This is a genomic window from Clostridium sp. UBA5119 (genome assembly GCF_002414285.1).
In the GTDB taxonomy this organism is placed as follows: domain Bacteria; phylum Bacillota; class Clostridia; order Clostridiales; family Clostridiaceae; genus Clostridium_J; species Clostridium_J sulfidigenes.
On sequence record NZ_DHYX01000056.1, the window covers coordinates 51,171 to 77,128 of the forward strand.

Below are 25,958 nucleotides of genomic sequence, written 5' to 3' on the forward strand. Positions count from 1 at the left end.
TCTTAAAATATATTTTCTAATGCATTCTTCCTAAAATACAATAAGCAAGAAAAGGAGTATTAATACATTTATAATCAGTATTGATGCTCTTTTTTTATAATTATCTTCAATCTTTTCTTTACAATGTCATTACTTAAATATATAATTATTGTAACGATACAATAATTATATTTAGAATAATGAAAGGAGTATTAATAATGAACTCTATTTCAATAGAATTAGATAAATCTTCAACAATACCTATGTACCTTCAAGTAGCTAATAAAATTGAAGCATTAATAAAATCTAACACTTTAAAAATTGGTGATAAGCTTCCCCCTATTCGTAAATTAGCTAATGAATTAGAAGTTAATAATGTAACTATAGTTAATGCCTATAAACAACTTGAGATAAACGGATACGTTAACGCTATAAAGGGAAGTGGATATTATGTATCAGAGCAAGATAATATCTATATGAGTTATGATATTTCATCCTCCCCCTCCAATAGTAGAGATATAAATTCTGAAAATCTAGAATCACATAATACCTATGTAGCTTCTCCTAACTACCAGGAAGACTTTAAGCTTATGTCTAATGGTCAAATTGCTATGTCTTCAACTACTATTAACTTTGCTAGTGCTACTCCTGATCCAGGTATCTTTCCTTTTGAAGCCTTTAAATCTGCTTTAAATGAAGTCCTAGATAGAGATAAAGGTTACGCATTTGGATACCAAGAAAGCAATGGTTATGAACCTCTTAGGTCTTCTTTATGTGATTATTTTCTTCAAGAGTCTGGAATAAATGCTACTCCAGATAGCATTCAAATAGTTTCTGGTGCTCAACAGGGTATTGATATAATTGGTAAAGCTCTACTAAGTCCTGGTAATTATGTTATTACAGAAAATCCTACTTATACAGGAGCTGTTGCTGTATTTAAATCTAGAGGAGCCAATATCATCGGTGTACCCATGGAAGTTGATGGCATAAACTTAAAGTTGTTAGAAGCAAATATTAAAATATATAAACCTAAATTAATATATGTAATGACTCAATTTCAAAATCCTACTACAGCCTCTTATTCTGAAGAAAAACTTAATCGGCTATTAGCTCTAGCTGATAAATACGATTTATATTTGGTGGAGGATGATTCTTTATCTGGACTGTCCTATGATAATTCTTTTAAGAGTAAAACCCTTAAATCTATGGATAGTAAAAATAGGGTTATCTATATCAAAAGCTTCTCAAAGCTTTTAATGCCTGGACTTAGAATAGGATTTATAATTTCTCCTGAAGCCATAAAAGATGAACTTTTAGCAGCAAAACATACTACTGATATTTCCTCTTCTGGATTAATTCAAAGAGCACTGCAACTTTATTTTAAAAATGGTTACTGGGAAAAACATCTAAAATATATGATAGAGATGTATAAAATAAAATATGATGCCATGAAAGCAGAACTAAAAAAACTTAAAATATATGGCATAGATTTTATAGATCCCAAAGGTGGTCTTAACTTTTGGGTAACACTTCCTAAGGGGATTTCTGCTAGTGAGTTATATGTTCAATGTTCAAAAAAAGATGTATTAATTGTTCCTTGCAATGTATTCTATGTAAATAAAAATAAAAATATAGATAACACTTTAAGACTTAGTTATGCTGCCACTGATTTAGAGGAAATCCAAGTTGGCATGAATATAATAGCTGACTGCCTATCAATGCTTATAAATAAAGGTAAAAGAACCTCATATATGAGTCCTCTTATATAAGAAAAATAGGTTCTGTATGCAAATAGTAAACTATTTATACAGAACCTTTAATTTTATCCCAAAAGCTTTTCTTCTATATTTATATACTCATGTGCAGCCTTTAATCCTTCTTCTCTCGTATTAAACACCGCTTCTTCACCTAAGGATTTTACAAACTCCATTTTAATAAGTGCTTTTTTAGGTTGTAATTGTAGATTGGATATTATCAGTTTTATATTGTGCTTATTACAATGATTGTGTAACCTTTCTAGAGCTGAAATTGCACTTGCATCTAATGCTTGAGTGTGCCTCATGTCTAACAATAATACCTCTGCCGCAGTCTCAATTTTACTTATCATCTTAATAAAATCTTGAACTACTCCAAAGAAGAAAGGTCCATTTACTTCATATATTAAAATTTTATTATTATCAATCTGTATTACTTCTCCATCTTTATTTCTTTTGCTTTTTATTCCTTGAACTTTTTTAATATCTGTAGTTTCAGCTAATCTTCTTATCCATAAGAACATAGCTAGAATCATTCCTATCTCTATAGCTACTACTAAATCAAATACTATAGTAAATACAAAAGTTAAAAGTAAAATTACAATATCACTTTTTGGTGCTTTAAGAAGGGATTTAAAGGTTGACCACTCACCCATATTATAAGAAACTACAATTAATACCGCTGCCAAAGTTGTCATAGGTATCATTTTAGCTAAAGGCATAAATAATAGCATTATCAATAATAAGGTTATAGCATGTACCATTCCTGAAATTGGACTTCTACCACCATTTTTAACATTAGCTGCTGTTCTTGCAATGGCTCCTGTAGCTGGAATTCCTCCAAATAAAGCTGAACCTATATTTCCAATACCTTGAGCAATGAGCTCCATATTGGAATCATGACTATCATCTATCATTCCATCTGCTACAACTGCTGATAATAAGGATTCTATAGCTGCTAATATGGCAATAGTTATAGCTGGCTTAAATAAAATTTTTATTGTTTCTATTTCAAACATGGGAATTGACGGCACAGGTATACTAGATGATATTTGTGCATATCTACTACCTATTGTTTCTACTGGTAATTTAAATAACTGAACTGCTAGAGTAGATACAATAAGTGCTATAACGGAACCAGGTATAGTTTTATTTACCTTTGGCCAAAACACCATTATTAGTATACATCCAACTCCAACTAAAAGTGCAGCAATATTTAAAGTGCCCATATTAGAAAAGTAGCTTTGCCACTTAGGTATAAACTCTGCTGGTACATTTTCAATATTAAGTCCTAAAAAGTCTTTAACCTGTGTAGATAATAAAGTTATAGCTATCCCACTAGTAAAACCTACAGTTATAGTATGCGGAACATACTTTATAAGATCTCCTAATTTTAATACTCCCATTATAACAAGCATAATTCCAGCCATAAGGGTTGCTATTATAAGACCATTAATACCATACATTTCTACTATAGTATAAACTATAACTACAAAAGCTCCGGTGGGACCTCCTATTTGCACTCTACTTCCACCTAAAAAAGAAATTATAAATCCAGCAACTATAGCAGTGATGAGTCCTTTTTCCGGAGATACTCCAGAAGATATACCTAGTGCAATGGAAAGCGGTAATGCTATTATAGCTACTATAATTCCAGCCATAACATCCTTCATTACTTGCTCTTTAGTAATTTTTTTCTCTTTAATAAGAGTAAAAATCTTTGGTGACATCTTTTCTCCATCCTTTACTTTAGCTTTAGTTACTCAACAATATTCTATTTTAATACTTATTTCTACCACTAAGTACTAAAGTAGAGTATCGTGGCAACGAACATAGCCTCAGTGGAAGATTATCGTCCTCTGAAGCTTAATGCTTATGCTATTATTTATGGGTGCAAAATATGTTTTACACCCATAGATATTTTATACCTTGCTATTTGAATTGTCAAATTTATATTTTATATGGAATAATTTACATTTTGTAAATCGATAAGGTTCTATCTAAAATACTTGTTAAATACGCAAGTATAACTCCATAGTTAGTTATAGAAACCTTCTTATCTTTGCACTGATTTATTCTGTTAATAACAGTTTTTCTGTTTATCATACATGCTCCACAATGAATTATCAAATCATATTTTTCAATATCCTCTGGGAAATCATGGCCAACTCTATATTCATAATTAAGATCAAATCCTACATGCTTATTTAAAAGCTTTGGAATCTTAACTTTTCCTATATCTTCATGAGACACATTATGAGAGCAGCTTTCTGATATAAGTATTCGTGAATTTTCATTAAGGTCTTTGATTTTATTAGCCCCCTCTACAAATACAGATAAGTCTCCTTTATGTCTTGCAAAGAGCATAGAGAAACTAGTTAATTTGATATTAGATGGAACTATTTTATCTACCTTCTTAAAAGCTTGAGAATCTGTTATTACTAAGTCTATATCTTTAATATCTTCTAGAGCAGATTCCAATTCTGTATCTCTTACTACATAACTTTTTATTCCATAATCTAAACAATCTCTTATGCATTGAACCTGAGGTAATATTAATCTTCCTTTAGGCGCTTCTGAATCTATAGGTACCACAAGAACAACCTTGCTATTATAAGGTAATAAATCACCTATTATGGGAAGTTCCTCTTCATTCTCTTGTACCATAGCTATAATTTTTCCCTTTAAAGTTTCAAACCCTTCACCAGTTATGGAAGATACAAATACACCTTCAGAAAACTCATTTTTTAAATTTTTTATTTCATTATTATTTAAAACATCAATTTTATTAATGACAAGAATATGTGGCACATTGTACTTTTTAAAATTTAACTTTACTTCTTCGTAAGATTTTATGTCTATATCATTAGAATCCATAACATATAGAGCTAAATCTGTCCTCTTAACTATTTCAAGAGTTTTCTCAGTCCTTACAGCTCCAAGCTTAGTATCATCCCAAAGTCCTGCTGTATCAATAAATAGTACTGGACCAATTGGAATTAACTCCATTGCCTTTGAAACTGGGTCTGTAGTAGTTCCCCTTACATCTGAAACTATAGAAATTTCTTGTCTAAGAATTTTATTTAATAATGATGATTTTCCTACATTAGTTTTACCGTATATGGCTATATGAGTTCTATTAGAATTCGGTGTAGTATTCATTCTCTCTCTCCTTCTAATTCATTACTTACGTATCCAGTCTAGATTATCTCCTCTAGTAATATCTAACTGGAATCCTGCATTTTTTATTCTATTTTCAATACAATATCTACATTCTGCTGCTTCATCTCCAGTGCATATCTTTCCATCATAAAGAGAATATTTCTCTCTCACGCTTCTTGGTGATAGGTTAGGCATAACTACATTTGCTCCAGCTTTAATTCCCATCTCCCTTCCCAAAGGATTAATACTACCTAGTGCTGTAGTAGCAGGTAATAAAATATTGGGAACTAAAAGTCTTACTAAAGCTAGCATAGTGATAGTTTTTTCTAAAGTACCTGATTTAAAATCCTTTAATACTGTGTCCTTATGAGGTATAAAAGGACCCAATCCACACATATGAGGAGATAGTTCCTTTATAAATCTTAAGTCATTAACTAAATCCTTATTTTCTTGTCCAGGTAACCCCACCATAAATCCTGCGCCTATTTGATATCCTATTTCCTTTAAGTTGTATAGGCATTGTCTTCTATTCTCAAAGGTAGCACCTGGATGAAATCTATCATAAAGCTCTTTTGTAGCAGTTTCATGCCTTAATAAGTATCTATCTGCACCTGCGTCATAAAGTTTCTTATAGGATTCATAACTTCTCTCTCCTAAAGAAATTGTTATAGCATTTTCAGGATATCTTTCTTTTATAGCTTTAATAACCTGTACTAATCTTTCGTCTGTATAATATGGATCTTCCCCACCTTGTAATACAAAAGTTTTATATCCTAGTTCATCTCCCATGTCTGCACATTCTAATATCTCTTCTAGAGTAAGTCTATATCTATCTGCATTTTTATTTTCTGCTCTAATTCCACAATAAACACAATTCATGCTGCAGTAATTAGTGAATTCAATGAGACCTCTTATATATACTTTATCACCATATACTTCCATCCTAGTTTCATGAGCTTTTTCTATTAAATATTTTTTACTTTCTTTATCCAAATTATCTAAGATGTACAATAACTCCTCTGAAGATAAATCATTAGCCAAAGCCAACTTATCTATTAAATCTCTTATCATAATTTTCCCCTTCACAATATAATTCTATAATATCCTTAACCTAAAATAAAAGTCTAGCCATCTTAATATAGAAAGAAAGCTAGACCCATAATATATAGTAATACCTATGGTTCTGGTTTTATAGTTTTCTTTCAGATTAGACTATTTTATCTTTTCCGTTAGATTTTTAAACCTTTACATTTATTTTTATGAAAATTTAAATTTAGTACTCCATCTTTAGAATAATACTTTATTATAATAAATTCAAGCCATTTATAGCAGTGACTTGAATAAAACAATTATTTATTTATTATTATATAATCTATTATAATAAGTTTCATCTATAGAAGGATTCTTTATAATAATTACTCCTTGAAAATAATCAGTAGTTACTCCCGGTTTTTTTCCTATAATTCCTCCAATTTCTTCTCCAGCTACATTTTCTTGTGGATATAAGGCATCATCTGGAAATGGAAAATATATAGGAGTAAATTTTCTTCTATATGGACTTCTTGAATTGTTTAAATCTATTACCATATCATCTTTATCTAACTCTGACTCCTGAAGTAAGGTATTTAAATCTTCTCTTGCTGCATTTATTTGTATTTGCGTATTATCAAAATCAAATTTACCTTTTTGATATATAACATTAATTCCTAAAACCTTATCCTTAAATTTCTTATCCTTTGCAATTTTGGCTCCTAAAAAATCTACATCTAAAATTTTATGTTGATAGCTATATATCTGGTATACATGAACATAACATCTTTTCATATTCATATCTTTATAGAAACTATTCAAATTATCATATAAATATTGAGAATACTTTTCATTTCCATTTGTATTATTTGAATCATCTTGATAATATGTTTTCATAATTTCTTGCAAATTTTTCATATTATCTAAAACAATTTTTATGTTATTTAAATCATCATTTAAAGCTTCTTTATATTCTTCCTCATTGACATTAGTATCACTATAAAAATTATCTATATGCTTTAAAATTATTTCATTTCTTTTTTCTAAATCCTCATCATTACTTATATTTGTTATAGTCTCTTCACTTTTTAAATTTTCCAAAAAATTATTTATATTTTCTATTTGCTTCTCTGTTAAATCTGGATTTCTATTAATTATTCTTTTAAAATATAAATCAATAAATTCATAGGATTCTCTTATACCTATTCCAACAATATTTAATTTTTTATTGTCGGGAAGCTGACTATTTTTTAAATATAATCTTTTAAACATGTTCACCGTTGAATCTCCAATAAATGCATATCCCATAGAACTATTATTATATGATTCTAATAAGGCTTCATCTCCAGTCTGCAAGTATTCATTTATAATTGCAGCTTCTGCATACCCTACATCAACTAAAAAATATTTTAACTTCCATGTATCCATTAAGTAAGATATAAATTTATATTGAATTTGCTCATTCTCCTTTATTCCACCTTCTTCATTAGTTAAAACTATTTTTTTATCCTTTATACTGCTATCAAAAATTCCCAATCCAGAATAATCCTCATAGTTAGTGAAGTCTATAGTAGAAGAATTTTTACCTATATAACTTTTCTCATTAGCTGGCAATGATATGTACATTCCTCCTATTAAAAGGATAAATCCTATTACAAAGGACAGGGTAATAATAATTTCTTTTTTTATTTTAAAATTCAATATGTCTCCCCCTTTTTATCGTAAAATTCATATCCATAATATATCTAAATTATACTTAATATTGAATTATATGTAAACCCAATTATATTTTACTTATATGTTGTTATAGATATTTCAATATCCTTAATCATGGGGAAAATTTCCTTTAAAAATAAGACTCAACCTACCATATCTAATGATAAATTGAGTCTTAATAACTATCTTGTTAAGTAAGCATATAATAATTTTATTGTTCCTTCTAAAGCTGTATAGTGAGTTCTTTCCATTCCATGAGAAGCATGAACTCCAGGTCCTATTAGTGCACCTTTAATATTATTTCCACCACTAAGTGCTGCTCCAACATCTGAACCATACATTGGATAAATGTCTACAGCATATTTTATTTCGTTGCTTTTAGCAAGACTTACTAGGTCTGTAGTCATATTAAAATCATATGGCCCATTAGAATCCTTAGCACAGATAGAAACATCATATTCTGTACAAGATAAATCTTCTCCAATACATCCCATATCTACAGCTATCATTTCTGTTATATCCGACGGTATATAGGCTGAACCATGTCCAACTTCTTCATAAACAGATATAAATACTTTAGTAGTATAGGTAGGAACTATCTTTTCGCTACTTAATATATGAAGAAGATTCATTAAACATGCAACGCTACCTTTATCATCTATAAATCTAGATTTTAAAAATCCACTTTCTGTTATAGTAGTTTTAGGATCTATAAATATAAAATCTCCAGGGCATATGCCTAGTTTTTCTACATCTTCTTTAGATTTTACAACTTCATCAAGTCTTACTTCCATATTCTTTGGATCACGAGCTTTAGATTTTGCATCTTCATACACGTGAATAGCAGGACTAGTGCTTAAAAATGTTCCATTATATATTTTTCCATCTCTAGTTCTAACCTTACAATATTCAGCATCTAAAGTAGGAACTATTGGTCCTCCAATTAAAGTAAACTTTAAAGTACCTTCACTAGAAATAGATCTTACCATAGCTCCTAATGTATCTACATGTGCAGATAACCCTATTACTTTGTCATTACTCTTTCCAGGAACAGTTATAACTCCACAGCCTTTAACAGTCTTTTCAAAAGTATAACCTAGCTCTTCTGTAATTGATTGGATTTTATCCATAACTTCATAACAAAATCCACTTGGGCTATCAATAAGCAATATTTCTTTTGCTGTATTTAAAACCTTTTCTTTGTTTACTGTTATCATTTTTCGCCCTCCCAATAATATAAATTTCATATTTCTATTATTCTGTAATCTTAGATATAAAGTAATTAATTTTTAAAATATCTAAATAATTATAATAGTCATATAATTTAGTCTCTCTAAATATTATAATATTCATCTATAAATTATTAAAGGGTTTATAAAAATATTTTTTGTAAAGTTTTCTATTCAATAAATCCCTTTTCTTTCATTTTTTCAGCATTATTAAATAAAGCCATGCCAGTTTTCATCTTTCTAAAATTAAAGCTATTATAAAATCCTTCTTTTCCCTTAGCAGCATATAAAATTACATTACATCCTGGCAATGACTCAAGTATAGTGCTTACAATTAATTTTCCTATCCCTTTACCTTGATACTGTGGCAATATAGCTACATCATAAATTGCACCTTGATAAACTCCATCTGATAATGCTCTTCCAAATCCAATAAGCCTATTGTTATCATATACAAACACAGTAATATAACTATTTTCAAATGCTTTCTTATGGGTAGCTTCATCAAAATACCCCATACCTCCCAGCTTTAATATTTCTGGTATCAAGCTCCAATCCACGTTAGCACAGTCTTTTTCTATTTTTATATTCATAATATCACTCCCAAGTTATGTTGTTTTATTCTAATTATTCATTCTTATATTTATCAATTTTTAAGGTTTTATATAAGCATAGCCTTCTTCTTCTTTCTTTACAATTTCAGCTACTCCACCAGATACTACTTATATAAAATCTTATATAATAATGTTTAATCATTGCTATGAATTATTTTTTCTCAGTGTATTAAGTTAATAATATCTATATTAAAATAAAAAGTCCACCTCTCTTATATTAAATTTTCTTTCTTAAAAATAAAATAATCTGTGCCCCCCATTAATATAAAGATAATAATATTCTCCTTATTGGGTTTACACAGATTATTTTATACATTCTTACAATGTTCCATATTCGTCTTTATCTAAAATAATTAAAGCTCTCGTTAATTCTTCCACATGCTCCTTTTCATCCCTAGTTATTTCATTTATGATTTTAATTAAAGTATCGTTATTTATATTTCTAATAAATTGTTCATAAAGTAAAATAGCCTCTAGCTCTCCTTTTATTCCTTCTCTAATAGTTACAAGTAGATTAACATCCTTATCATATTTATTAGTATAGTCTTTATACTTCTCTTTAGATGATATATTTACATGTTCTTTGGCTTCTTCCTGTAATTCCGCCTGCTCTGGATCAACACATCTTAGAGCATTTAAAAACATTGCATAATGCCTTTTTTCATCTTCCATAATATGATGAAATAACTCTTTAAGTTCTTTGTTTTCTGTAACTGCTATAAAATGACTATAATCATTTATTGCTACAACTTCTGCAACAAGTCCTTCTCTTAAAAAATCTTCAACACTTTTTGCAATGCCTTGTGGTTGTCTTTCAGTAGTATAACTCATAATAGCCCCCTTAATTATTTATCTACATCGTATATATATTAAAAATGATTTTATCTTATGAGTGGTTCTTCTACATTTACATATATTACTTCTGTATCTAAAGAGATTTCATATACACATTTTTAGATAACTCACTAAGTCTATCCTCATCTAATATATATATTTTTTTATTATCACATTTTATAATTGATTTTGATTCAAGCTCTTTAAATGTTCTCACTAAATGCCTATAAGTTGTTCCTAAAAATTCAGCAATCTCTTTAAATGATGAGTTTAAAAGTATATAATTTTTATTATCTTTTAAATGCTCAACTAGGTAGCTAGCTAGCCTATTTACAAGGGGATATACAAAGTTATATGAACTATTATTAATGGTTTCATGAAGTTTTTCACTTAAAGAACCTACTAAATGATGTAAAAAGTTCACATTATCAATATAATTTACTCTAAGTATAGTTGATGGTATGGCAATTAAAAAAGTATTTTCTATAGCTTCAACATTACATTGTATAGGCTTATTTTTTAAAAACTCTAAATCTCCTATAGTATTAAAGTCTTTATAAAACTTTAATAGCATTGATTTACCATTTTCAAAAAGATAGGATATTTTAATTTTCCCATCTACAAGCAAATAGTAATATTCAAGTTCATCCTCCGCTTCTAATATAACTTCATCTTTTTCATAAAAATGGAGTTGAGCATAGTTTACTATATCCTCATCAAATAGCTCTTCTATATTATACTTAACAAAATACTTGTTTAAGAGTTGTTGGTTCAAAATTTTTTTCATAAATTCTCCTTATCATGACATATGTCCTATAGCTATATATATCAATATGGTAACTTATGAATTAGAGGATGTAAAGTATAGATGGAGGTTTATTATGAATTACGAAGTTATAATATTTGATGCAGATGAAACCTTATTTGATTTCAAAAAATCCGAGAAATATGCTCTTAAAAATACTATGATTGAGTTTGGCATAGAGTATGATGAAAATTATCATTTAAAAGTATATAAGGATATAAATACACTTATATGGAAAGATTTTGAAAAAGGACTTATCATTCAGAGGAATTTGAATATTGAAAGATTTAAAAGATTATTAAGTAAATTAAATATTAAATTTGATGAAGTTAAATTTGCAAAATCATATGTAAAACATTTATCCTACGCATCATTTTTATACGATGATAGTATAGCTCTTATAGAAAGTCTACATAAAGTNNTTAGACTATAGACTTATTATAATTACTAATGGTCTTAAAGATGTCCAAGATAATAGAATAAGAAAATCTGTTATAGGAAAATATTTTGAGGATGTAGTAATATCTGATGAGATTGAAGTATCTAAGCCGGATCCAAAAATATTTCAGCATGCTTTAAAAAATATAAATCATACTGATAAAACAAAAGTATTAATGGTAGGAGATAGCTTAACTTCAGATATACAAGGTGGAATAAATTTTGGTATAGATACCTGCTGGTTTAATTCTAATAAGATTATAAACAAAGGTGCTATAAAACCTACATATGAGATTACTAATCTTATGGAACTTAAGAATATAGTTTAAAAATAGATAATATTAATTCTTAGCTAACAATATAAAATTTATATATTTATTTTAACAGCATATGCAAAAAGTGGATTCACCAAGAATCCACTTTTACATATTCAAACTATTTTTTCTTTAACTTTAATCTTAGCTTCTAATACTCACTATCATGCACTCTTATGTTTATACTATCTACTACAATATTCTGCTAATATTGATTGTACTTCATAAATGTTACAACTACTGCTAAAGGTCTTTTCTATAGGCATGCTCATTCCTGAAACAAATATTTTAAGTTCTGCATCTAAATCAAAATGTCCTGATGTTTCCACTTTGAAATTAGTAATTGCTCTATATGGTACTGAATGATACTCTACCTTTTTACCAGTAACCCCTTGCTTATCAATAATAATTAATCTTTTGTTTGTAAATATAATCATATCTCTTACTAGCTTGTATGCTTTTTCCATTTGTTCATTAGAACCTAATAATTTCATATAGTCTTCCTTGATTTTATTGATATCCACCTCTGACGCATTTCCTATTACACTACTAAATAATCCCATGACCACCACTCCCTTTATAAAATTAATTTAATTATACCCTAAATAACAAATATTAGTAAATACTTTTATATAGTTTATCTTCCCTTAAATATGTTTTTATGTGTCCTTATATTTCCTTTATATATACTGTAATTAAAATCTATCACTTAATTTAAACAATTTTATAAAAAAAACAATTCGATAAAATCTTCTTTTTTTATGTTGCCAAAATATTTTTTCATATTAATATTATCTATTACGCTGTGAATTTCTTCAGTATTATGCTTTTTACCTATAAGCGCTTTTTCAATATTTTCAATATTTCCTTCTCCAAAGAAATCTCCAAAAATTTTTATGTGCTGCATTATACCCTTTTCAACATCAATACTTAACTCTATAGTACCAATAGATAATTTTTTCTCATTATAAAAATTATATTTGGGCGACTGTCCAAAATTCCACTGCCAAGTTTCATATTTAGTTTTGACTAAATTTTTAACCTCTTCAATTTCCTCATTATCTAAAGTAGTTATAACCTTATCTTTTTCTTCTTTACCGATATACTCAAATATTTTATTTTTAAAATCTATAACACTAAAGGATTCCTGTAAATGTTCACTAATATTTGTAATTCTACTAGATACAGATTTAACTGCTTTATCTGAAAATTTTATGGGTTTAGAAATTAAAGCATCACTTAAGTTAACTATGTCAGAAGAAAATAATAAAGTCCCATGATGCATTACTCTATTTTTATATTTACATTGAGCATTTCCAGAAAACTTTTTACCATCTATTAAAAGATCATTTCTCCCTGAAAACTCTGCCTTTACTCCTAATTCATTTAATACACCTATGATTGGAATAACAAAGGTCTTAAAATCATTAAACTTTTTTCCATCATCCTCAACTATAAATGTAAAGTTTAGATTCCCAAGATCATGAAAAACAGCTCCGCCTCCACTTTGTCTCCTTACAACTTTTATATCATGCTTTTTAATATATTCCTCATTAATCTCTGATAAAGTATTTTGATTTTTTCCAACCACTATACAAGGTTCATCTCTCCAAAGCACAAAATATTCACCATTCACTTCTCTTAATAAATACTCCTCTAGAGCTAAATTAAAATAAGGATCTGTGCAATTATTATCAATATATCTCATTTTTTCTCCTTTTTATTTTGAATATAATATAATGCATATTTTAAAAATAGTAGTTACTTATTTATACTGTGTATAGCTTCTTTATTTAATCCTAAGACAGCTTCATGTAGTGCCTCGCCTAACGTTGGATGACTATGAACCACTTCTTTAAGCTCTGATACCGTCATTTTCTTTTCAACCATTATAGTGCCTTCTAGTATTAGATCTGACCCATGGGGTCCAAGAATGTGCACACCTAGAATCACATTATTTTCATCACTTATAACTTTTACCAAACCTTCACCTTCACCTAAAGCTAAAGCTTTTCCATTGGCACCAAACAAGAATTTATTTTTTTTATAGTTTATTCCCTTTTCTTTAGCTTCTTCTTCTGTAATTCCTACTACTGCTATTTCAGGGAAAGTAAAAATACAAGAAGGAATCACTGCTTTATGACAAGGTTTATTTAATAATATATGTTCCACAGTTTCTACCCCTTGATGAGAAGCTGCATGAGCAAGAAGTGAAATCCCATTAACATCCCCAACAGCATATACACCCTTTAAAGAAGTTTCATAATTTTCGTCAACCACTATGCCTTTTTTATATGTGTCTATTTCTAATCTATCTACATCAATACCTTCAAAATTAGGTTTTCTTCCCTTTGCAAGAAGTACTTTCTCTCCTCTTACTTCAAAGTCACCTTTCTTACCCTGACATTGTATAACTATTTCTTCAGCCTCTCTAAAACTCATAACTTTAGTTGAAGTAAGAATCTCTATTCCAGACTTTTTTGCCATGGCTGAATATCTCTTTGAAATATCTTTATCTATATCGTATAGTATAGAATTTCTCGCAACTATTACTGTAACTTTACTTCCCATAGCATTAAAAATGCTGGCAAACTCCATTCCAATTACTCCACCACCTATAACTACTAAGGATTTAGGTATATGATTAAAATCTAAAAGTTCAGTGCTTGTTATAATATTTTTACTATCATATACTCCTTCAATGTATGGGATTTCAGCTTGAGATCCAGTAGCTATAATTACATTTTTGCCTTTAATAGTTATTTCTTCTTCGTTGCATACTATTACAGTATTTTTATCAATTAATGTAGCTTTACCTCTTATAAGTTCTACATTATTTCCCTTTAAAAGAGATTCTATTCCAGTTACTAAAGTTTTTATAATGCTTCCTTTTCTTTCTTGAATTTTATCTACATCTATTTCAGGATTATATGCTTTAATACCAAAGTCTTCAATATGCCTTAAGTTATTAAAAAGTTCTGCAGATCTATATATGGTTTTAGTTGGAATACACCCATAATTTAAACATGTCCCACCTAAACTTTCTTTTTCTATAAGACACACTTTTGCTCCTAATTGCGCTGCTCTAATGGCAGCCACATAACCACCAGGTCCTCCACCTATTACAATTATATCTTTCATAACTACACTCCTCGTCTTAATATGTTCTGTATGAATTACTATGTTAACTTTATATACAAGCTTATTTTAGTTAAAATTTTAACAAATCTGTATAAAAAGGCATTAATATAATCTTTGACATTATTATATTAATGCCTATAAAATTTAATTCTTAAAAAGTTACTTACTCCACTTTAAGATTGGTATTCTGGCTGCTTTAACTTGATCTAACCTTCTTACTAAGGCATTTTGAGGAGCTTCATGTAAAACTTCTGGATTCTCCTTAGCTTCTATAGCTATTATCTTCATAACTTCAACAAACTCATTTATTGACTCTAAACTTTCACTTTCAGTTGGTTCTATCATAAGAGCATCTTCAACTATTAAAGGAAAATAAACTGTTGGTGGATGTACACCATAGTCAATCAATCTTTTAGCTACATCTAAAGTTGATATATGATTTGGGTTATCTTTTAAACCCGCAAAGATAACTTCATGCTTACATACCTCATCTATAGCTACCTTATAATAATCTTTCAAGGCTTCTTTTATATAATTTGCATTTAATACAGCATTCTCTGAAGCAGCTTTCAGTCCTTCTCTTCCCATAGTTAGTATATAGGTATAGGCTCTAACTAACACTCCAAAATTCCCATAAAAACTTCTTACTTTTCCAATAGAATCAGGTCTATCATAATCAAATACAAACTTCTCTTCTTCCTTTTTTATAATTGGAACCGGAAGAAACTTAGAAAGTTTACCACATACGCCTACTGGACCTGCTCCTGGACCACCACCACCATGTGGTGTTGAAAATGTTTTATGAAGATTTAAATGACACACATCAAATCCCATATCACCAGGACGAGCTTTTCCCATAATAGCATTTAAGTTTGCTCCATCATAGTATAAAAGTCCGCCTGCTTCATGAACCAACTTACTTATATCCTCTATATTTTTCTCAAACAAACCTAAAGTATTTGGATTTGTAAGCATCAGTCCCGCTATTTCATCATTTAAAACTTTTTTAAGTTCTTCTATTGAAATCAATCCATCCTTATCAGATTTAATTTCAACTATTTCAAAACCTGCTACTTTTGCACTTGCAGGATTTGTACCATGAGCTGAGTCAGGAACTATTATTTTTTTACGTTTAAAGTCATTTCTATTTTCATGATATGCTTTTATTAATAAAAGTCCTGTGAATTCACCATGAGCTCCAGCAGCTGGTTGCAATGTAAAATCATCCATACCTGTAATTTCACATAACTTTAAGGAAAGGTCATAGATAAGTTCTAAGGCACCTTGTACATTTTCTGATGATTCTTTCGGATGAATTTTACTAAAACCAGAAAACATAGCCACATCTTCATTAATTTTAGGATTATATTTCATAGTACAAGAACCTAGAGGATAAAACCCCTTATCTACACAGTAGTTTTTATTAGAAAGAGCAGTATAATGCCTAACTACATCAACTTCACTTACTTGTGGAAGATATGCATCCTCTTCTCTTAACATATTTTTAGGTATAACAGACTCTATATTTATATCCTTTACATCTATTTGTGGAAGCCTATAACCTACTTTACCCTCACATGATAGTTCAAAGATAACTTTATTATAACTTTTCATTATATCTCCTCCATCACTTTAACTAATTTGTCTATTTCATCCTTTGATCTTTTTTCTGTTACACAAAGCAGCATAGAATTCTTATATTGAGGGTAATCTTCTTCTAATATATATCCACCTAAAATATTATTATCTAATAATTTGTTATTTATTTCACATAGGCAAGTATCAGATTTTACTGCAAACTCTTTAAAAAATGGTTTATTGAATAAAGGCTTATATTTACCACTCTCTATTAATTGATTAAAAGCATAGTGAGACTTTTTGATGCATTGAGCTCCTATTTCTTTTATACCTTCTTTTCCTATGGTAGCCATATATACAGCAGCACCTATTGCCATCAATGTTTGGTCAGAACATATATTAGAGGTAGCTTTTTCTCTTCTTATATGTTGTTCTCTTGCTTGAAGGGTTAATACATATCCTTTGTTACCATGACTATCATCAGTTTCTCCAACAATTCTACCTGGCATTTTTCTCATAAGCTTTTTAGTAGTATTTAGAAATCCTAGACCCGGTCCTCCAAAGTTAATATTAGCACCAAGACTTTGACCATCCCCTATAGCTATATCTGCCCCTAATTCACCAGGGCTTTTTAAAATACCTAAAGATAATGGATCCACACTCATAATAAATAAAGATTTATTTAAATGGATATCCTTCTCTAGTTCTTCTACTTCTTCTATAATTCCAAGGAAGTTCGGACTTTGTATAATAACTCCTGCTACATCTTTATTTAATAATGATTTTACCTTTTCAATATCTGTAACTCCATTACTTTCATCAACTTCTAGTAAATTGTATCCTTTATATTTTAGATAAGTTTTTAAAACTTGTCTTGTATCCGGATGTACTGTTTTTGAAACTATTATGGTATTTCGCTTCGTATTTTCTATAGCCATTACAGAAGCTTCTACTGCTGCTGTAGCTCCATCATACATAGATGAGTTTGAAACTTCCATACCTGTTAAGTTGCAAATCATAGTTTGATACTCAAAAACTGCTTGTAAAGTTCCTTGGCTAATTTCAGGTTGATATGGAGTATAAGCTGTATAAAATTCTGTTCTTCCGGTTAAGTGTTTACATACAGAAGGAATATAATGATCATACATGCCTGCACCTAAAAAACAAATTAAATCTTCTATAGATTTATTTTTATTAGCTAAGTTAGTCATGATTTTCTCAACTTCTAATTCAGATAAACCTTTATCAATGTTTAATTCTCTATTTAATTTTAAATTATCCGGAATATCTTTAAATAAATCCTCTATTGATTTTACGGAAATAAAATCAAGCATTTGATTTTTTTCTCTTTCTGTAATAGGAATATAAGGAAACATATTATTCACCTTCTTTACATAAGTCTTTACATAACTCTTCATACTCTTCAGCTTTTAATAAATTTTTTAATTCATCTTTATTTGACAACTCTACACAAATCATCCAAGCATCATATGCATTTTCATTTACTAGAATAGGATTATCAGTTAATTCTTCATTAACTTGTAGTACACTACCACTTGCAGGAATGAAAATATCTTCAGCAGCTTTAACAGATTCAATTGTTGAAAAAGCTTCTCCCTTAGAAAACTTATCATCTTCTGATGGTAAATCTACAAAAACTATATCCCCTAATAATTTTTGTGCACAATCTGTAACTCCTATATAAGCCTTATCTTCCTCTACTCTTATCCATTCATGATTCTTTGTATATAATAAATTTTCCAATACTAACATGATTAATCCTCCTTATTTTTGAGTTTTTTGCTATAAAACTTTTTATTGACAACTATTGCCTTTAACTCTTTATTTCTAACTTTTATAAAGATTTCTGTACCCAATGCTGCGTATTTAGCATCAACTAAAGCAAATCCTATTGTTTTATTTAAGGTAGGAGACATATACCCAGTGGTTACATGTCCTATTTCTTTATTATCCTTAATTACTATATAACCATGTCTTCCTATACCTCTATCTAGCAATTCATATCCTACTAATTTTCTGGTTACTCCATTTTCCTTTTGTTTTATTAAAACATCTTTACCAATAAAATTTTCTTTATTAAGTTTCACAAAAAATCCAAAACCCATTTCTAATGGAGTTATAGTTTCATCCATTTCATTTCCATACAATGGAAGTGTAGCTTCAAATCTTAGTGTATCTCTAGCACCAAGTCCAATAGGTTCAACCCCTTCATTTTCTCCTGCTATAAGTATTTCTCTCCACAAGACTACTACATCCTCCGGTTTTGCATATATTTCAAAGCCATCTTCACCAGTGTATCCTGTTCTTGAAATTAAAACTTTTTTATTACATATGTCTATATCATCTTTAAACTGGAAAAATCCTATCTCTGATAAATTAAGTTGTGTTAATTTCTGTAATACCTCTTGAGCTTTTGGCCCTTGAAGTGCCAATTGAGCAATACTATCAGAAATATCTTCAATGGTTACCTCAAAATTATCTTTGTTATCTAACATCCATTTAAAGTCTTTTTCTTTATTGCTTGCATTTACAACTAAATAATAATAATCTTCTGAAAATTTATACGCTAGTAAGTCATCTACAACACCACCATTAGGATAACACATGAAACTGTATATAACATCTCCATTTTTCAGTGTTTTTACATCATTTGTTAAAAGATAGTTAACAAATTTTTCAGCATCCCTTCCCTTTACTAGTACTTCACCCATATGAGAAACATCAAACAAACCTGCTCTTTCTCTTACGGTTTCATGTTCATGTAGAATTCCCTTAAATTGAGTAGGTAATTCATACCCAGCAAACTCTACAATTTTTCCACCATCCTTCTCATATTCTCCTCTTAAAGGAGTAACTTTTAAATTGTCCAATTAACTCCCTCCTTAAATTAAAAATAATGTATACAAGTCTATTATAACTCTAATTTATTTATATGCAATATTTTACTCAAAATACAATATTTAAGAATAAAATAATTCATAACTTTTTAATATTTATACTAATCGTAAACTTTATATTATTTTAAGTAATAAAATAAAAGTCATAAATATAATTATGACTTTTATTTAACCATCTCATAAACATTGATAAGCTCAGTGAAATCACTTGAATACTTCACTGTTAGATAACCAGTTTTTCACTTTTTTCCGCTTTTCTTTTTCATCGCTAGAATCTACAAAATCAACTGTTCCAATTATATTATTTTCTTTTAAAATACCTTGTAATTTTTTAAAACACTTTTCTGCACCGCCACCAGCATGAGAAGCAAAAATTAAAATATTTTTCCCCTTTATTTCATTGTCAATAATAAAAGTATTTACTGGTGGTGCATAACTGCTAGCCCAAATAGGTGTTCCAATAAATATGGTATCATATTCCTTTAAGTCAGGATTTTTGTTTTTTAACTTTGGTTTTTCCTTAAATATTACACTCTTTCCACCCCATAAAAACTTTCGAAATCCTCTTTTAGGAATTTCTTTTTCTGGTTTCAATTCTAAGATGTCACATCCCAATTCATCTCTAATAATATTTGCAATAAGCTTGGTATGACCTTCTAATGAATAAAAAACTATTAAACTCTTCATTTTTTCACTCCTTACTAAAATATTCGTTCTGTTAAGTTATAAACATTTAAAGTGGCTAAAATATTTCATAGCCACTTTTCACAAAATTTATTAACCAATATTTTTTTCTAATAAATATTCTATATTATTTCCACTTAAAACTAATATATCACCTTGCTTAATTAGTGTAGAACCTTTTGGAACTATTATTTCAATATCTCTTTTTATCATTACAATAAGTATCTCCTCTGGAATATCCGCCTCCATTATAGTCTTTTCTTTCCAACTACTGTTAGAGTCAACATTATACTCTATTAATGTTGTAGACCTATCTTCTTGATAGTCGGTAAATGTTTTTAATACTGTTTTTGTATCATCTACTAAATCTAACTTTCTAGCTACTTTAGGAATTAATGTTCCTTGAATAGCTACTGATAATAAAGCTATAAAAAATATTATATGAAATATATCATTTTCTAATGGTATCCCTGATGTTATTGCATATATTGCAAAAACAATTGAAGCTGCTCCTCTTAATCCTACCCAAGAAACAAACAACTGTTGTTTAAATGGTATCTTAAACCAACTTAAAACACCAAAGGTTGCGATTGGACGTGCAATTATTATCATAAATATTGATATTAATATAGAGCTTCCTATAACACTTGGTAATTCAGAAGGAAATGCTAATAAACCTAATACAAAAAATAGCATAATTTGCATTATCCACGATACTCCATCAAAGAAATGAACTAAGCTTCTCTTGTGTGGAATTTTGCTATTTCCAATAATAATACCAGCTATATAAACACTTAAATATCCATTACCCCCTACCCATTCACTTAATGCATAAGATAAAATAGCAATTGCCGTTATAAATATTGTATAAAATCCATCTACTTCAAAATTTGCATTTCTCATTATATAAACCGTAAGTTTAGATAATATCACTCCAATTAATATACCAAAAATTATTTGTCCAATTACTATAGGTACTATTGAGCTGATACCCCCATTATTCATTAATGTTAAGACTATTAATGTTAGCATATATGCAATAGGGTCATTACTTCCACTTTCAACCTCTAGTATAGATGCAATTTCTCCTTTTAAGTTTAATTTCTGTGAACGTAATATAGAAAATACTGATGCTGCATCTGTAGACCCAACTATAGAGCCTATTAGCAACCCTTCTAAAAGACTTGTTTTAAGGACAAAATAACAGAATAATCCTGTCAATCCTGATGTGATTATTACCCCAAATGTAGACATTAAAATGGATTCTCTTGCAACAGGTTTAGCTTCTTTCCAATTGGTACCAAACCCACCATAGAACATTATAAATACCAAACCAAAGGAACATAATTCTCTTGTAAGCTCATAATTATCAAAATATATTCCTACTACACCATCTGAGCCAAATAACATTCCTAAAATGATGAATATAAGTAGCATTGGTACACCAAACTTATATAATACTTTACTGGATGTTATGCAAATTAGTAATACTAATCCACATATAATCATTAACTCAAGCATATTACCTCCTTAATTTATATTGTTTATTATAATTAATTTTTTTAATTTCNNGATACATAAAAGTTCCTTACTAATCAAATTATATTTGTGTAAAATCTATTAAATTTAACAAAATTTTTAATGAATCTTCATTATGATATAAAAAATAGTAGCTTACCATAAATAGGTTAGCTACTATTTTTATACTATTTAGATTTTATTTCAATCCATCTTTCATCATAAAGCTTAATGTTGTCACCAAGGTCTATGAATGATTCACATTTATCAAGAAGAGTCTTATCTGGATAAGCTACTGGGTTAGACTTAACGTCTTGTGAAAGCATTTCAAGAGCTGCTTTATTTGGTGTAGAATACCCTATATAATCTATGTTTTGGACAGCATTTTCCGGCTCTAACATAAAGTTTATAAATTTCTCTGCATAATCTTTATTTTCCGCATCTGTTGGTATGCATAGTGCGTCTACCCATTTATTGGTACCTGTTTTAGGAATTCCATAAGCTAGATTTTCATTTTGGTCCATAAGAGTTACTGCATCTCCAGAATAAACTATTCCCATAGCAGCTTCTTCTCCTAAAAGTCTATCTTTACCTTCATCATTAACATAAGCACGAACTAAAGGCCTTTGAGCTATTAATTCAGCCTTAGCTTTATCTAGTTCTTTTTCATTTATGCTATTTTGAGAATATCCTAACTTCATTAAGGCAATAGCCATAGTATCTCTAACTGAATCAAGCATTAGGATTTCTCCAGAGTATTTCTCATTCCATAAAATGTCCCAACTATCTACAGGATCACTTACCATATTTTTGTTATACAAAATACCAAAAGTTCCCCAGAAATAAGGTACACTATATTCATCATTTTCATCATAGCTAGGCTTTTTAAAGCTTTCATCTATATTTTTATAGTTAGGAATATTAGAATAATCTATCTTCTGGATTAATTTCTCATCCTTCATCTTTTCAATCATATAATCTGATGGAACTATTAAATCATATTTTGATCCACCACTCTTTATCTTTTGATACATGATTTCATTGGTATCGTAGGTTTCATATACTACCTTTATACCAGTTTCTTCTTCAAATTTTTCTATTAGAGATTCATCTATATAATCTCCTACGTTATAAATATTTAAAACATCATCAGAAGATTTTGTCCCACAACCTGTAAGCATAGCTGTAACCATTACCCCTGTACATACTAGAGCTATAATTTTCTTTAATCTTTTCATCTTATTACTCCTTCCCTACCATTGCTTGCTTTCTGTTAGATAATAATAATAGTATTAATACTGTTATAAACATTAATGTAGTCAGTGCATTAATCTCTGGTTTAATACCTCTCTTTGCCATAGAATAAACCTCAATTGATAAGTTAGTTACTCCATTTCCAGTGTTAAAAAAGCTTATAATAAAGTCATCTATAGACATAGTAAAGGCAATTAAAAAGCCTGAAATTATACCTGGTTTTATCTGTGGAAGTATCACCTTTCTAAGGGTATACATAGGTTTTGCACCTAAATCCATAGCAGCTTCTTCTACATTATCTGGAAGCTGTTTTAACTTTGGCAATACAGATAAAACTACATATGGTATATTAAAGGTTATGTGTGCAAGTAACATAGTTAAAAACCCTAACTTTATATTAAAAAATATAAAAAGTATCATAAGACCTATTGCTGTTACTATATCAGGATTTAATACAGGTAGATAGTTTATATTGAGAAGCATTGCCTTTTTAGGCCCTCTCATTCTGTCTATTCCTATAGCACTTATTGTTCCTATGACTGTAGCTATTGCAGATGCCAATATTGCTACTACTACAGTAGTTATTAAAGCTGAAATTATTCTATCATTATGAAACAATTGCTGATACCACTTAAAAGTAAACCCTTGCCATCTTGCCATAGATTTTGAATCATTAAAAGAAAATAGTGCTAGAGCAAAAATAGGAGCATATAAAAATATAAATATTAAAATCAAATATATATTAGAAAATATTTTTTTTGCTTTTACCATAATACTCTACCTCCTCCTTTTTCATCATCTGAAAACTTAGAGGTTAATCCCATAGCTAATAAAATTAATATCATCATAAGGATAGATATTGCAGAACCAAAGTTCCAATCTCCAACAGAAGTAAACTGCTGCTCAATTAAATTACCTATGAGCATGTGCTTTCCACCACCTAAAAGTTGCGAGATTACAAAGGTAGATACCGCTGGCATAAATACCATAGTTATTCCTGAGATAACTCCTGGTATACTTAATGGAAAAATTATCTTCATAAAAGCTGTAATTTTTCCAGCTCCCAAATCATAAGCAGCATTAACTAAATCTTGATCCATCTTTAATAGAGATGTATATATTGGTAGTACCATAAATGGAAGAAAGTTATATACCATGCCAAGAAGTACTGCACTATTTGTATATAATATATCTACTGAGTTTAGCCCAATGATATTAAGTAAGTTATTAAGCAAACCATTCTTTCCTAGAATTGCAAGCCATGCATAGGTTCTAAGCAAGAAATTCATCCACATTGGAAGAATAAATAACATTATAAGCATTCCACGTTTATGTTCTGGTTTTCTTGATATCATATAAGCAATGGGATATCCCATTACTAAACATAAAATTGTTGATTGTAAGGCTAAGCTAATAGATCTTGTAAATACCTTTATATATAAAGGATCCATTAATCTTTTAAAATTATTTATAGAGAATTGATAGCTCCCACTCACTTTTTCTGTAAAGCTAAAAAATACTATTAGAAGAAGAGGTACTATTATAAACAAGGAACTCCATAATACATAAGGATAAGCTAAATATGATTTCTTTTTCATTCTACGCTTCTCCTGACTTTTTCATTATGTGAATATCTTCTGGATAAATATCCATTCCTATTTTTGTACCTATAGAAAAGTTTTTAGTATTATGAAGAATAAAGTTCATACTCTCTTCCTCTACTTCTAATTCATAGTGAACTCCTTTAAACACAGAAGATTTTACTATCCCTTTTAAGTTTCCTTCTTCTTTATTTACTATTTTTATATCCTCTGGTCTTATTACTACATCTATATCTTCATCTTTATCAAAGCCTTTATCAACACATTCAAATATACGTCCACAGAATTTAACCTTAAAGTCTTCTAACATTATTCCGTCTGTAATATTGCTTTCTCCTATAAACCTAGCTACAAACTTATTCTCAGGTTCATTATATATATCTTCTGGAGTACCCATTTGTTGAATCACTCCCTTGTTCATTACTACCACAGTATCAGACATAGTTAGTGCTTCTTCTTGATCGTGAGTTACAAATACAAAAGTAATTCCCAATTGCTTTTGTATTCTTTTAAGCTCTATTTGCATTTCTTTTCTAAGCTTTAAGTCAAGAGCACCTAAAGGCTCATCAAGAAGTAATACCTTTGGTTCATTAACAATAGCTCTTGCTATAGCTACTCTTTGTTGCTGACCACCACTTAGAGATTCAATTTTTCTTTTTTCAAAGCCCTTAAGATCTACTAATTTCAAAACTTCATTTACTTTTTTATCAATTTCGCTTTTAGAAAGTTTCTTTATTTTTAATCCAAAAGCTATGTTTTCATATACATTCATGTGAGGAAATAGTGCGTATTTTTGAAACACTGTATTAATTTGTCTTTCATATGGAGGTAAGTCATTGATTTTCTTATCTTCAAATATAACTTAACCTTCATCGCAAGTTTCAAAGCCTGCTAAGATTTTTAATGTAGTAGTTTTACCACAACCACTTGGACCAAGTAATGTTATAAACTCATTCTTTTTTATCCCTAAAGTTATATTGTCTAAAACTTTGTTGTCTTCAAAGGTTTTAGATATACCTTTAATTTCAATTATATTATCACCCAACATAAACACCTCTTTTATAACATAATGCTAATTATACTCTTTGTGTCACCTTATTAAATCTGTCTACTTAAAATGACGGTGGTGTACTTACCCATATTACTGTTGCCTCAGTTTTTCCTGTATTTGAAATGTAATGATTAGACTTCGGCTTAAAATAAAAGCTTTCTCCCTTACGTATTTTATATACCTTATCTCCTAAATGCAGGTTTACAATACCATGAAGCACAAGTCCAAATTCCTCTCCCTCATGAGGAGTTTCTTCTTTGTATTTCCCATTTGGTTCTAATGTGAGCATTATAGGCTCCATCTGATTTTTTTGAGCATCTGGTACGAGCCACTTTAATC

The 25,958-nt window shown here is 29.2% G+C and carries 22 protein-coding genes and 2 pseudogenes; 2 read left to right on the forward strand and 22 right to left on the reverse strand.

What is annotated here, in order from left to right; translation table 11 throughout:
- The first annotated feature begins 197 nt into the window (after positions 1-197).
- On the forward strand, positions 198-1,748 hold the full coding sequence (locus B2671_RS09330; RefSeq protein WP_346870171.1) for a PLP-dependent aminotransferase family protein: 1,551 nt from the start codon (positions 198-200) through the stop codon (positions 1,746-1,748).
- A 53-nt stretch (positions 1,749-1,801) separates the two neighbouring features.
- On the opposite strand, the gene B2671_RS09335 is transcribed toward B2671_RS09330, so the two are convergent.
- From B2671_RS09335 to B2671_RS09370, 8 genes are all read right to left on the reverse strand, one after another.
- The gene (locus B2671_RS09335) at positions 1,802-3,463 is read right to left on the reverse strand and encodes a SulP family inorganic anion transporter (RefSeq protein ID WP_346870172.1); all 1,662 of its coding nucleotides are present in this window, start codon (positions 3,461-3,463) and stop codon (positions 1,802-1,804) included.
- Positions 3,464-3,704: 241 nt separating this feature from the next.
- Entirely contained in the window at positions 3,705-4,895 is a 1,191-nt protein-coding gene (gene hydF / locus B2671_RS09340; protein ID WP_346870173.1) for a [FeFe] hydrogenase H-cluster maturation GTPase HydF, read from the reverse strand.
- A gap of 21 nt (positions 4,896-4,916) precedes the next feature.
- A complete protein-coding gene (gene hydE, locus B2671_RS09345; protein ID WP_346870174.1) occupies positions 4,917-5,966 on the reverse strand; it encodes a [FeFe] hydrogenase H-cluster radical SAM maturase HydE in 1,050 nt (349 codons plus the stop codon).
- A gap of 282 nt (positions 5,967-6,248) precedes the next feature.
- Positions 6,249-7,625, reverse strand: coding sequence for a hypothetical protein (locus B2671_RS09350; protein ID WP_346870175.1), 1,377 nt, complete (start codon positions 7,623-7,625; stop codon positions 6,249-6,251).
- A gap of 197 nt (positions 7,626-7,822) precedes the next feature.
- On the reverse strand, positions 7,823-8,857 hold the full coding sequence (locus B2671_RS09355; RefSeq protein WP_346870176.1) for a M42 family metallopeptidase: 1,035 nt from the start codon (positions 8,855-8,857) through the stop codon (positions 7,823-7,825).
- Positions 8,858-9,039: 182 nt separating this feature from the next.
- Positions 9,040-9,462: a GNAT family N-acetyltransferase gene (locus tag B2671_RS09360; RefSeq protein ID WP_346870177.1), complete on the reverse strand. Its 423-nt coding sequence runs from the start codon at positions 9,460-9,462 to the stop codon at positions 9,040-9,042.
- Positions 9,463-9,801: 339 nt separating this feature from the next.
- Positions 9,802-10,314: a ferritin-like domain-containing protein gene (locus B2671_RS09365; protein ID WP_346870178.1), complete on the reverse strand. Its 513-nt coding sequence runs from the start codon at positions 10,312-10,314 to the stop codon at positions 9,802-9,804.
- Between the two features lie 97 nt (positions 10,315-10,411).
- Positions 10,412-11,104 (reverse strand): Crp/Fnr family transcriptional regulator, encoded by a 693-nt coding sequence (locus tag B2671_RS09370; protein ID WP_346870179.1) that lies wholly within the window; start codon positions 11,102-11,104, stop codon positions 10,412-10,414.
- Between the two features lie 94 nt (positions 11,105-11,198).
- On the opposite strand from B2671_RS09370, the pseudogene B2671_RS09375 reads away from it, so the two are divergent.
- Positions 11,199-11,889 (forward strand): annotated as a pseudogene (locus B2671_RS09375) (YjjG family noncanonical pyrimidine nucleotidase).
- Positions 11,890-12,059: 170 nt separating this feature from the next.
- On the opposite strand, the gene B2671_RS09380 reads toward B2671_RS09375, so the two are convergent.
- From B2671_RS09380 to B2671_RS09445, 14 genes and pseudogenes are all read right to left on the reverse strand, one after another.
- On the reverse strand, positions 12,060-12,437 hold the full coding sequence (locus B2671_RS09380; protein WP_346870180.1) for a PH domain-containing protein: 378 nt from the start codon (positions 12,435-12,437) through the stop codon (positions 12,060-12,062).
- A 161-nt stretch (positions 12,438-12,598) separates the two neighbouring features.
- Positions 12,599-13,582 carry a lipoate--protein ligase gene (locus B2671_RS09385; protein ID WP_346870181.1) on the reverse strand — a complete coding sequence of 328 codons (984 nt, stop codon included), beginning with the start codon at positions 13,580-13,582 and terminating at the stop codon, positions 12,599-12,601.
- Positions 13,583-13,635: 53 nt separating this feature from the next.
- On the reverse strand, positions 13,636-15,015 hold the full coding sequence (lpdA, locus tag B2671_RS09390) for a dihydrolipoyl dehydrogenase (RefSeq protein WP_346870182.1): 1,380 nt from the start codon (positions 15,013-15,015) through the stop codon (positions 13,636-13,638).
- Between the two features lie 159 nt (positions 15,016-15,174).
- Complete coding sequence (gene gcvPB, locus B2671_RS09395; protein WP_346870183.1) at positions 15,175-16,629, reverse strand: aminomethyl-transferring glycine dehydrogenase subunit GcvPB; 1,455 nt, start codon at positions 16,627-16,629, stop codon at positions 15,175-15,177.
- On the reverse strand, positions 16,629-17,969 hold the full coding sequence (gene gcvPA / locus B2671_RS09400; RefSeq protein ID WP_346870184.1) for an aminomethyl-transferring glycine dehydrogenase subunit GcvPA: 1,341 nt from the start codon (positions 17,967-17,969) through the stop codon (positions 16,629-16,631). Before gcvPA ends, gcvPB begins: the two co-directional genes overlap by 1 nt.
- Before the next feature lies 1 nt (position 17,970).
- Positions 17,971-18,366 (reverse strand): glycine cleavage system protein GcvH, encoded by a 396-nt coding sequence (gcvH, locus tag B2671_RS09405; protein WP_346870185.1) that lies wholly within the window; start codon positions 18,364-18,366, stop codon positions 17,971-17,973.
- A 2-nt stretch (positions 18,367-18,368) separates the two neighbouring features.
- Positions 18,369-19,484, reverse strand: coding sequence for a glycine cleavage system aminomethyltransferase GcvT (gene gcvT, locus B2671_RS09410; protein WP_346870186.1), 1,116 nt, complete (start codon positions 19,482-19,484; stop codon positions 18,369-18,371).
- A gap of 231 nt (positions 19,485-19,715) precedes the next feature.
- Positions 19,716-20,198: a flavodoxin family protein gene (locus tag B2671_RS09415; protein ID WP_346870187.1), complete on the reverse strand. Its 483-nt coding sequence runs from the start codon at positions 20,196-20,198 to the stop codon at positions 19,716-19,718.
- A 90-nt stretch (positions 20,199-20,288) separates the two neighbouring features.
- A complete protein-coding gene (locus B2671_RS09420) occupies positions 20,289-21,716 on the reverse strand; it encodes a potassium/proton antiporter (protein WP_346870188.1) in 1,428 nt (475 codons plus the stop codon).
- 185 nt (positions 21,717-21,901) lie between these two features.
- On the reverse strand, positions 21,902-22,951 hold the full coding sequence (locus B2671_RS09425; protein ID WP_346870189.1) for an ABC transporter substrate-binding protein: 1,050 nt from the start codon (positions 22,949-22,951) through the stop codon (positions 21,902-21,904).
- A 4-nt stretch (positions 22,952-22,955) separates the two neighbouring features.
- Entirely contained in the window at positions 22,956-23,738 is a 783-nt protein-coding gene (locus tag B2671_RS09430) for an ABC transporter permease (protein ID WP_346870190.1), read from the reverse strand.
- Entirely contained in the window at positions 23,732-24,565 is an 834-nt protein-coding gene (locus tag B2671_RS09435) for an ABC transporter permease (RefSeq protein WP_346870191.1), read from the reverse strand. Before B2671_RS09435 ends, B2671_RS09430 begins: the two co-directional genes overlap by 7 nt.
- A 1-nt stretch (position 24,566) precedes the next feature.
- Positions 24,567-25,616, reverse strand: a pseudogene (gene potA, locus B2671_RS09440) (spermidine/putrescine ABC transporter ATP-binding protein).
- A 64-nt stretch (positions 25,617-25,680) separates the two neighbouring features.
- Positions 25,681-25,958, reverse strand: a 278-nt coding sequence (locus B2671_RS09445) for a cupin domain-containing protein (RefSeq protein ID WP_346870192.1), incomplete at its 5' end; no start/stop codon positions are given.

Bases quoted from the DNA above. Each gene is read 5' to 3' on its own strand.
- B2671_RS09330 (WP_346870171.1), top strand. From the start codon at position 198: ATGAACTCTATTTCAATAGAATTAGATAAATCTTCAACAATACCTATG.
- B2671_RS09335 (WP_346870172.1), bottom strand. From the start codon at position 3,463: ATGTCACCAAAGATTTTTACTCTTATTAAAGAGAAAAAAATTACTAAA.
- hydF (WP_346870173.1), bottom strand. From the start codon at position 4,895: ATGAATACTACACCGAATTCTAATAGAACTCATATAGCCATATACGGT.
- hydE (WP_346870174.1), bottom strand. From the start codon at position 5,966: ATGATAAGAGATTTAATAGATAAGTTGGCTTTGGCTAATGATTTATCT.
- B2671_RS09355 (WP_346870176.1), bottom strand. From the start codon at position 8,857: ATGATAACAGTAAACAAAGAAAAGGTTTTAAATACAGCAAAAGAAATA.
- B2671_RS09360 (WP_346870177.1), bottom strand. From the start codon at position 9,462: ATGAATATAAAAATAGAAAAAGACTGTGCTAACGTGGATTGGAGCTTG.
- B2671_RS09365 (WP_346870178.1), bottom strand. From the start codon at position 10,314: ATGAGTTATACTACTGAAAGACAACCACAAGGCATTGCAAAAAGTGTT.
- B2671_RS09370 (WP_346870179.1), bottom strand. From the start codon at position 11,104: ATGAAAAAAATTTTGAACCAACAACTCTTAAACAAGTATTTTGTTAAG.
- B2671_RS09380 (WP_346870180.1), bottom strand. From the start codon at position 12,437: ATGGGATTATTTAGTAGTGTAATAGGAAATGCGTCAGAGGTGGATATC.
- B2671_RS09385 (WP_346870181.1), bottom strand. From the start codon at position 13,582: ATGAGATATATTGATAATAATTGCACAGATCCTTATTTTAATTTAGCT.
- lpdA (WP_346870182.1), bottom strand. From the start codon at position 15,015: ATGAAAGATATAATTGTAATAGGTGGAGGACCTGGTGGTTATGTGGCT.
- gcvPB (WP_346870183.1), bottom strand. From the start codon at position 16,629: ATGAAAAGTTATAATAAAGTTATCTTTGAACTATCATGTGAGGGTAAA.
- gcvPA (WP_346870184.1), bottom strand. From the start codon at position 17,969: ATGTTTCCTTATATTCCTATTACAGAAAGAGAAAAAAATCAAATGCTT.
- gcvH (WP_346870185.1), bottom strand. From the start codon at position 18,366: ATGTTAGTATTGGAAAATTTATTATATACAAAGAATCATGAATGGATA.
- B2671_RS09415 (WP_346870187.1), bottom strand. From the start codon at position 20,198: ATGAAGAGTTTAATAGTTTTTTATTCATTAGAAGGTCATACCAAGCTT.
- B2671_RS09420 (WP_346870188.1), bottom strand. From the start codon at position 21,716: ATGCTTGAGTTAATGATTATATGTGGATTAGTATTACTAATTTGCATA.
- B2671_RS09425 (WP_346870189.1), bottom strand. From the start codon at position 22,951: ATGAAAAGATTAAAGAAAATTATAGCTCTAGTATGTACAGGGGTAATG.
- B2671_RS09430 (WP_346870190.1), bottom strand. From the start codon at position 23,738: ATGGTAAAAGCAAAAAAAATATTTTCTAATATATATTTGATTTTAATA.
- B2671_RS09435 (WP_346870191.1), bottom strand. From the start codon at position 24,565: ATGAAAAAGAAATCATATTTAGCTTATCCTTATGTATTATGGAGTTCC.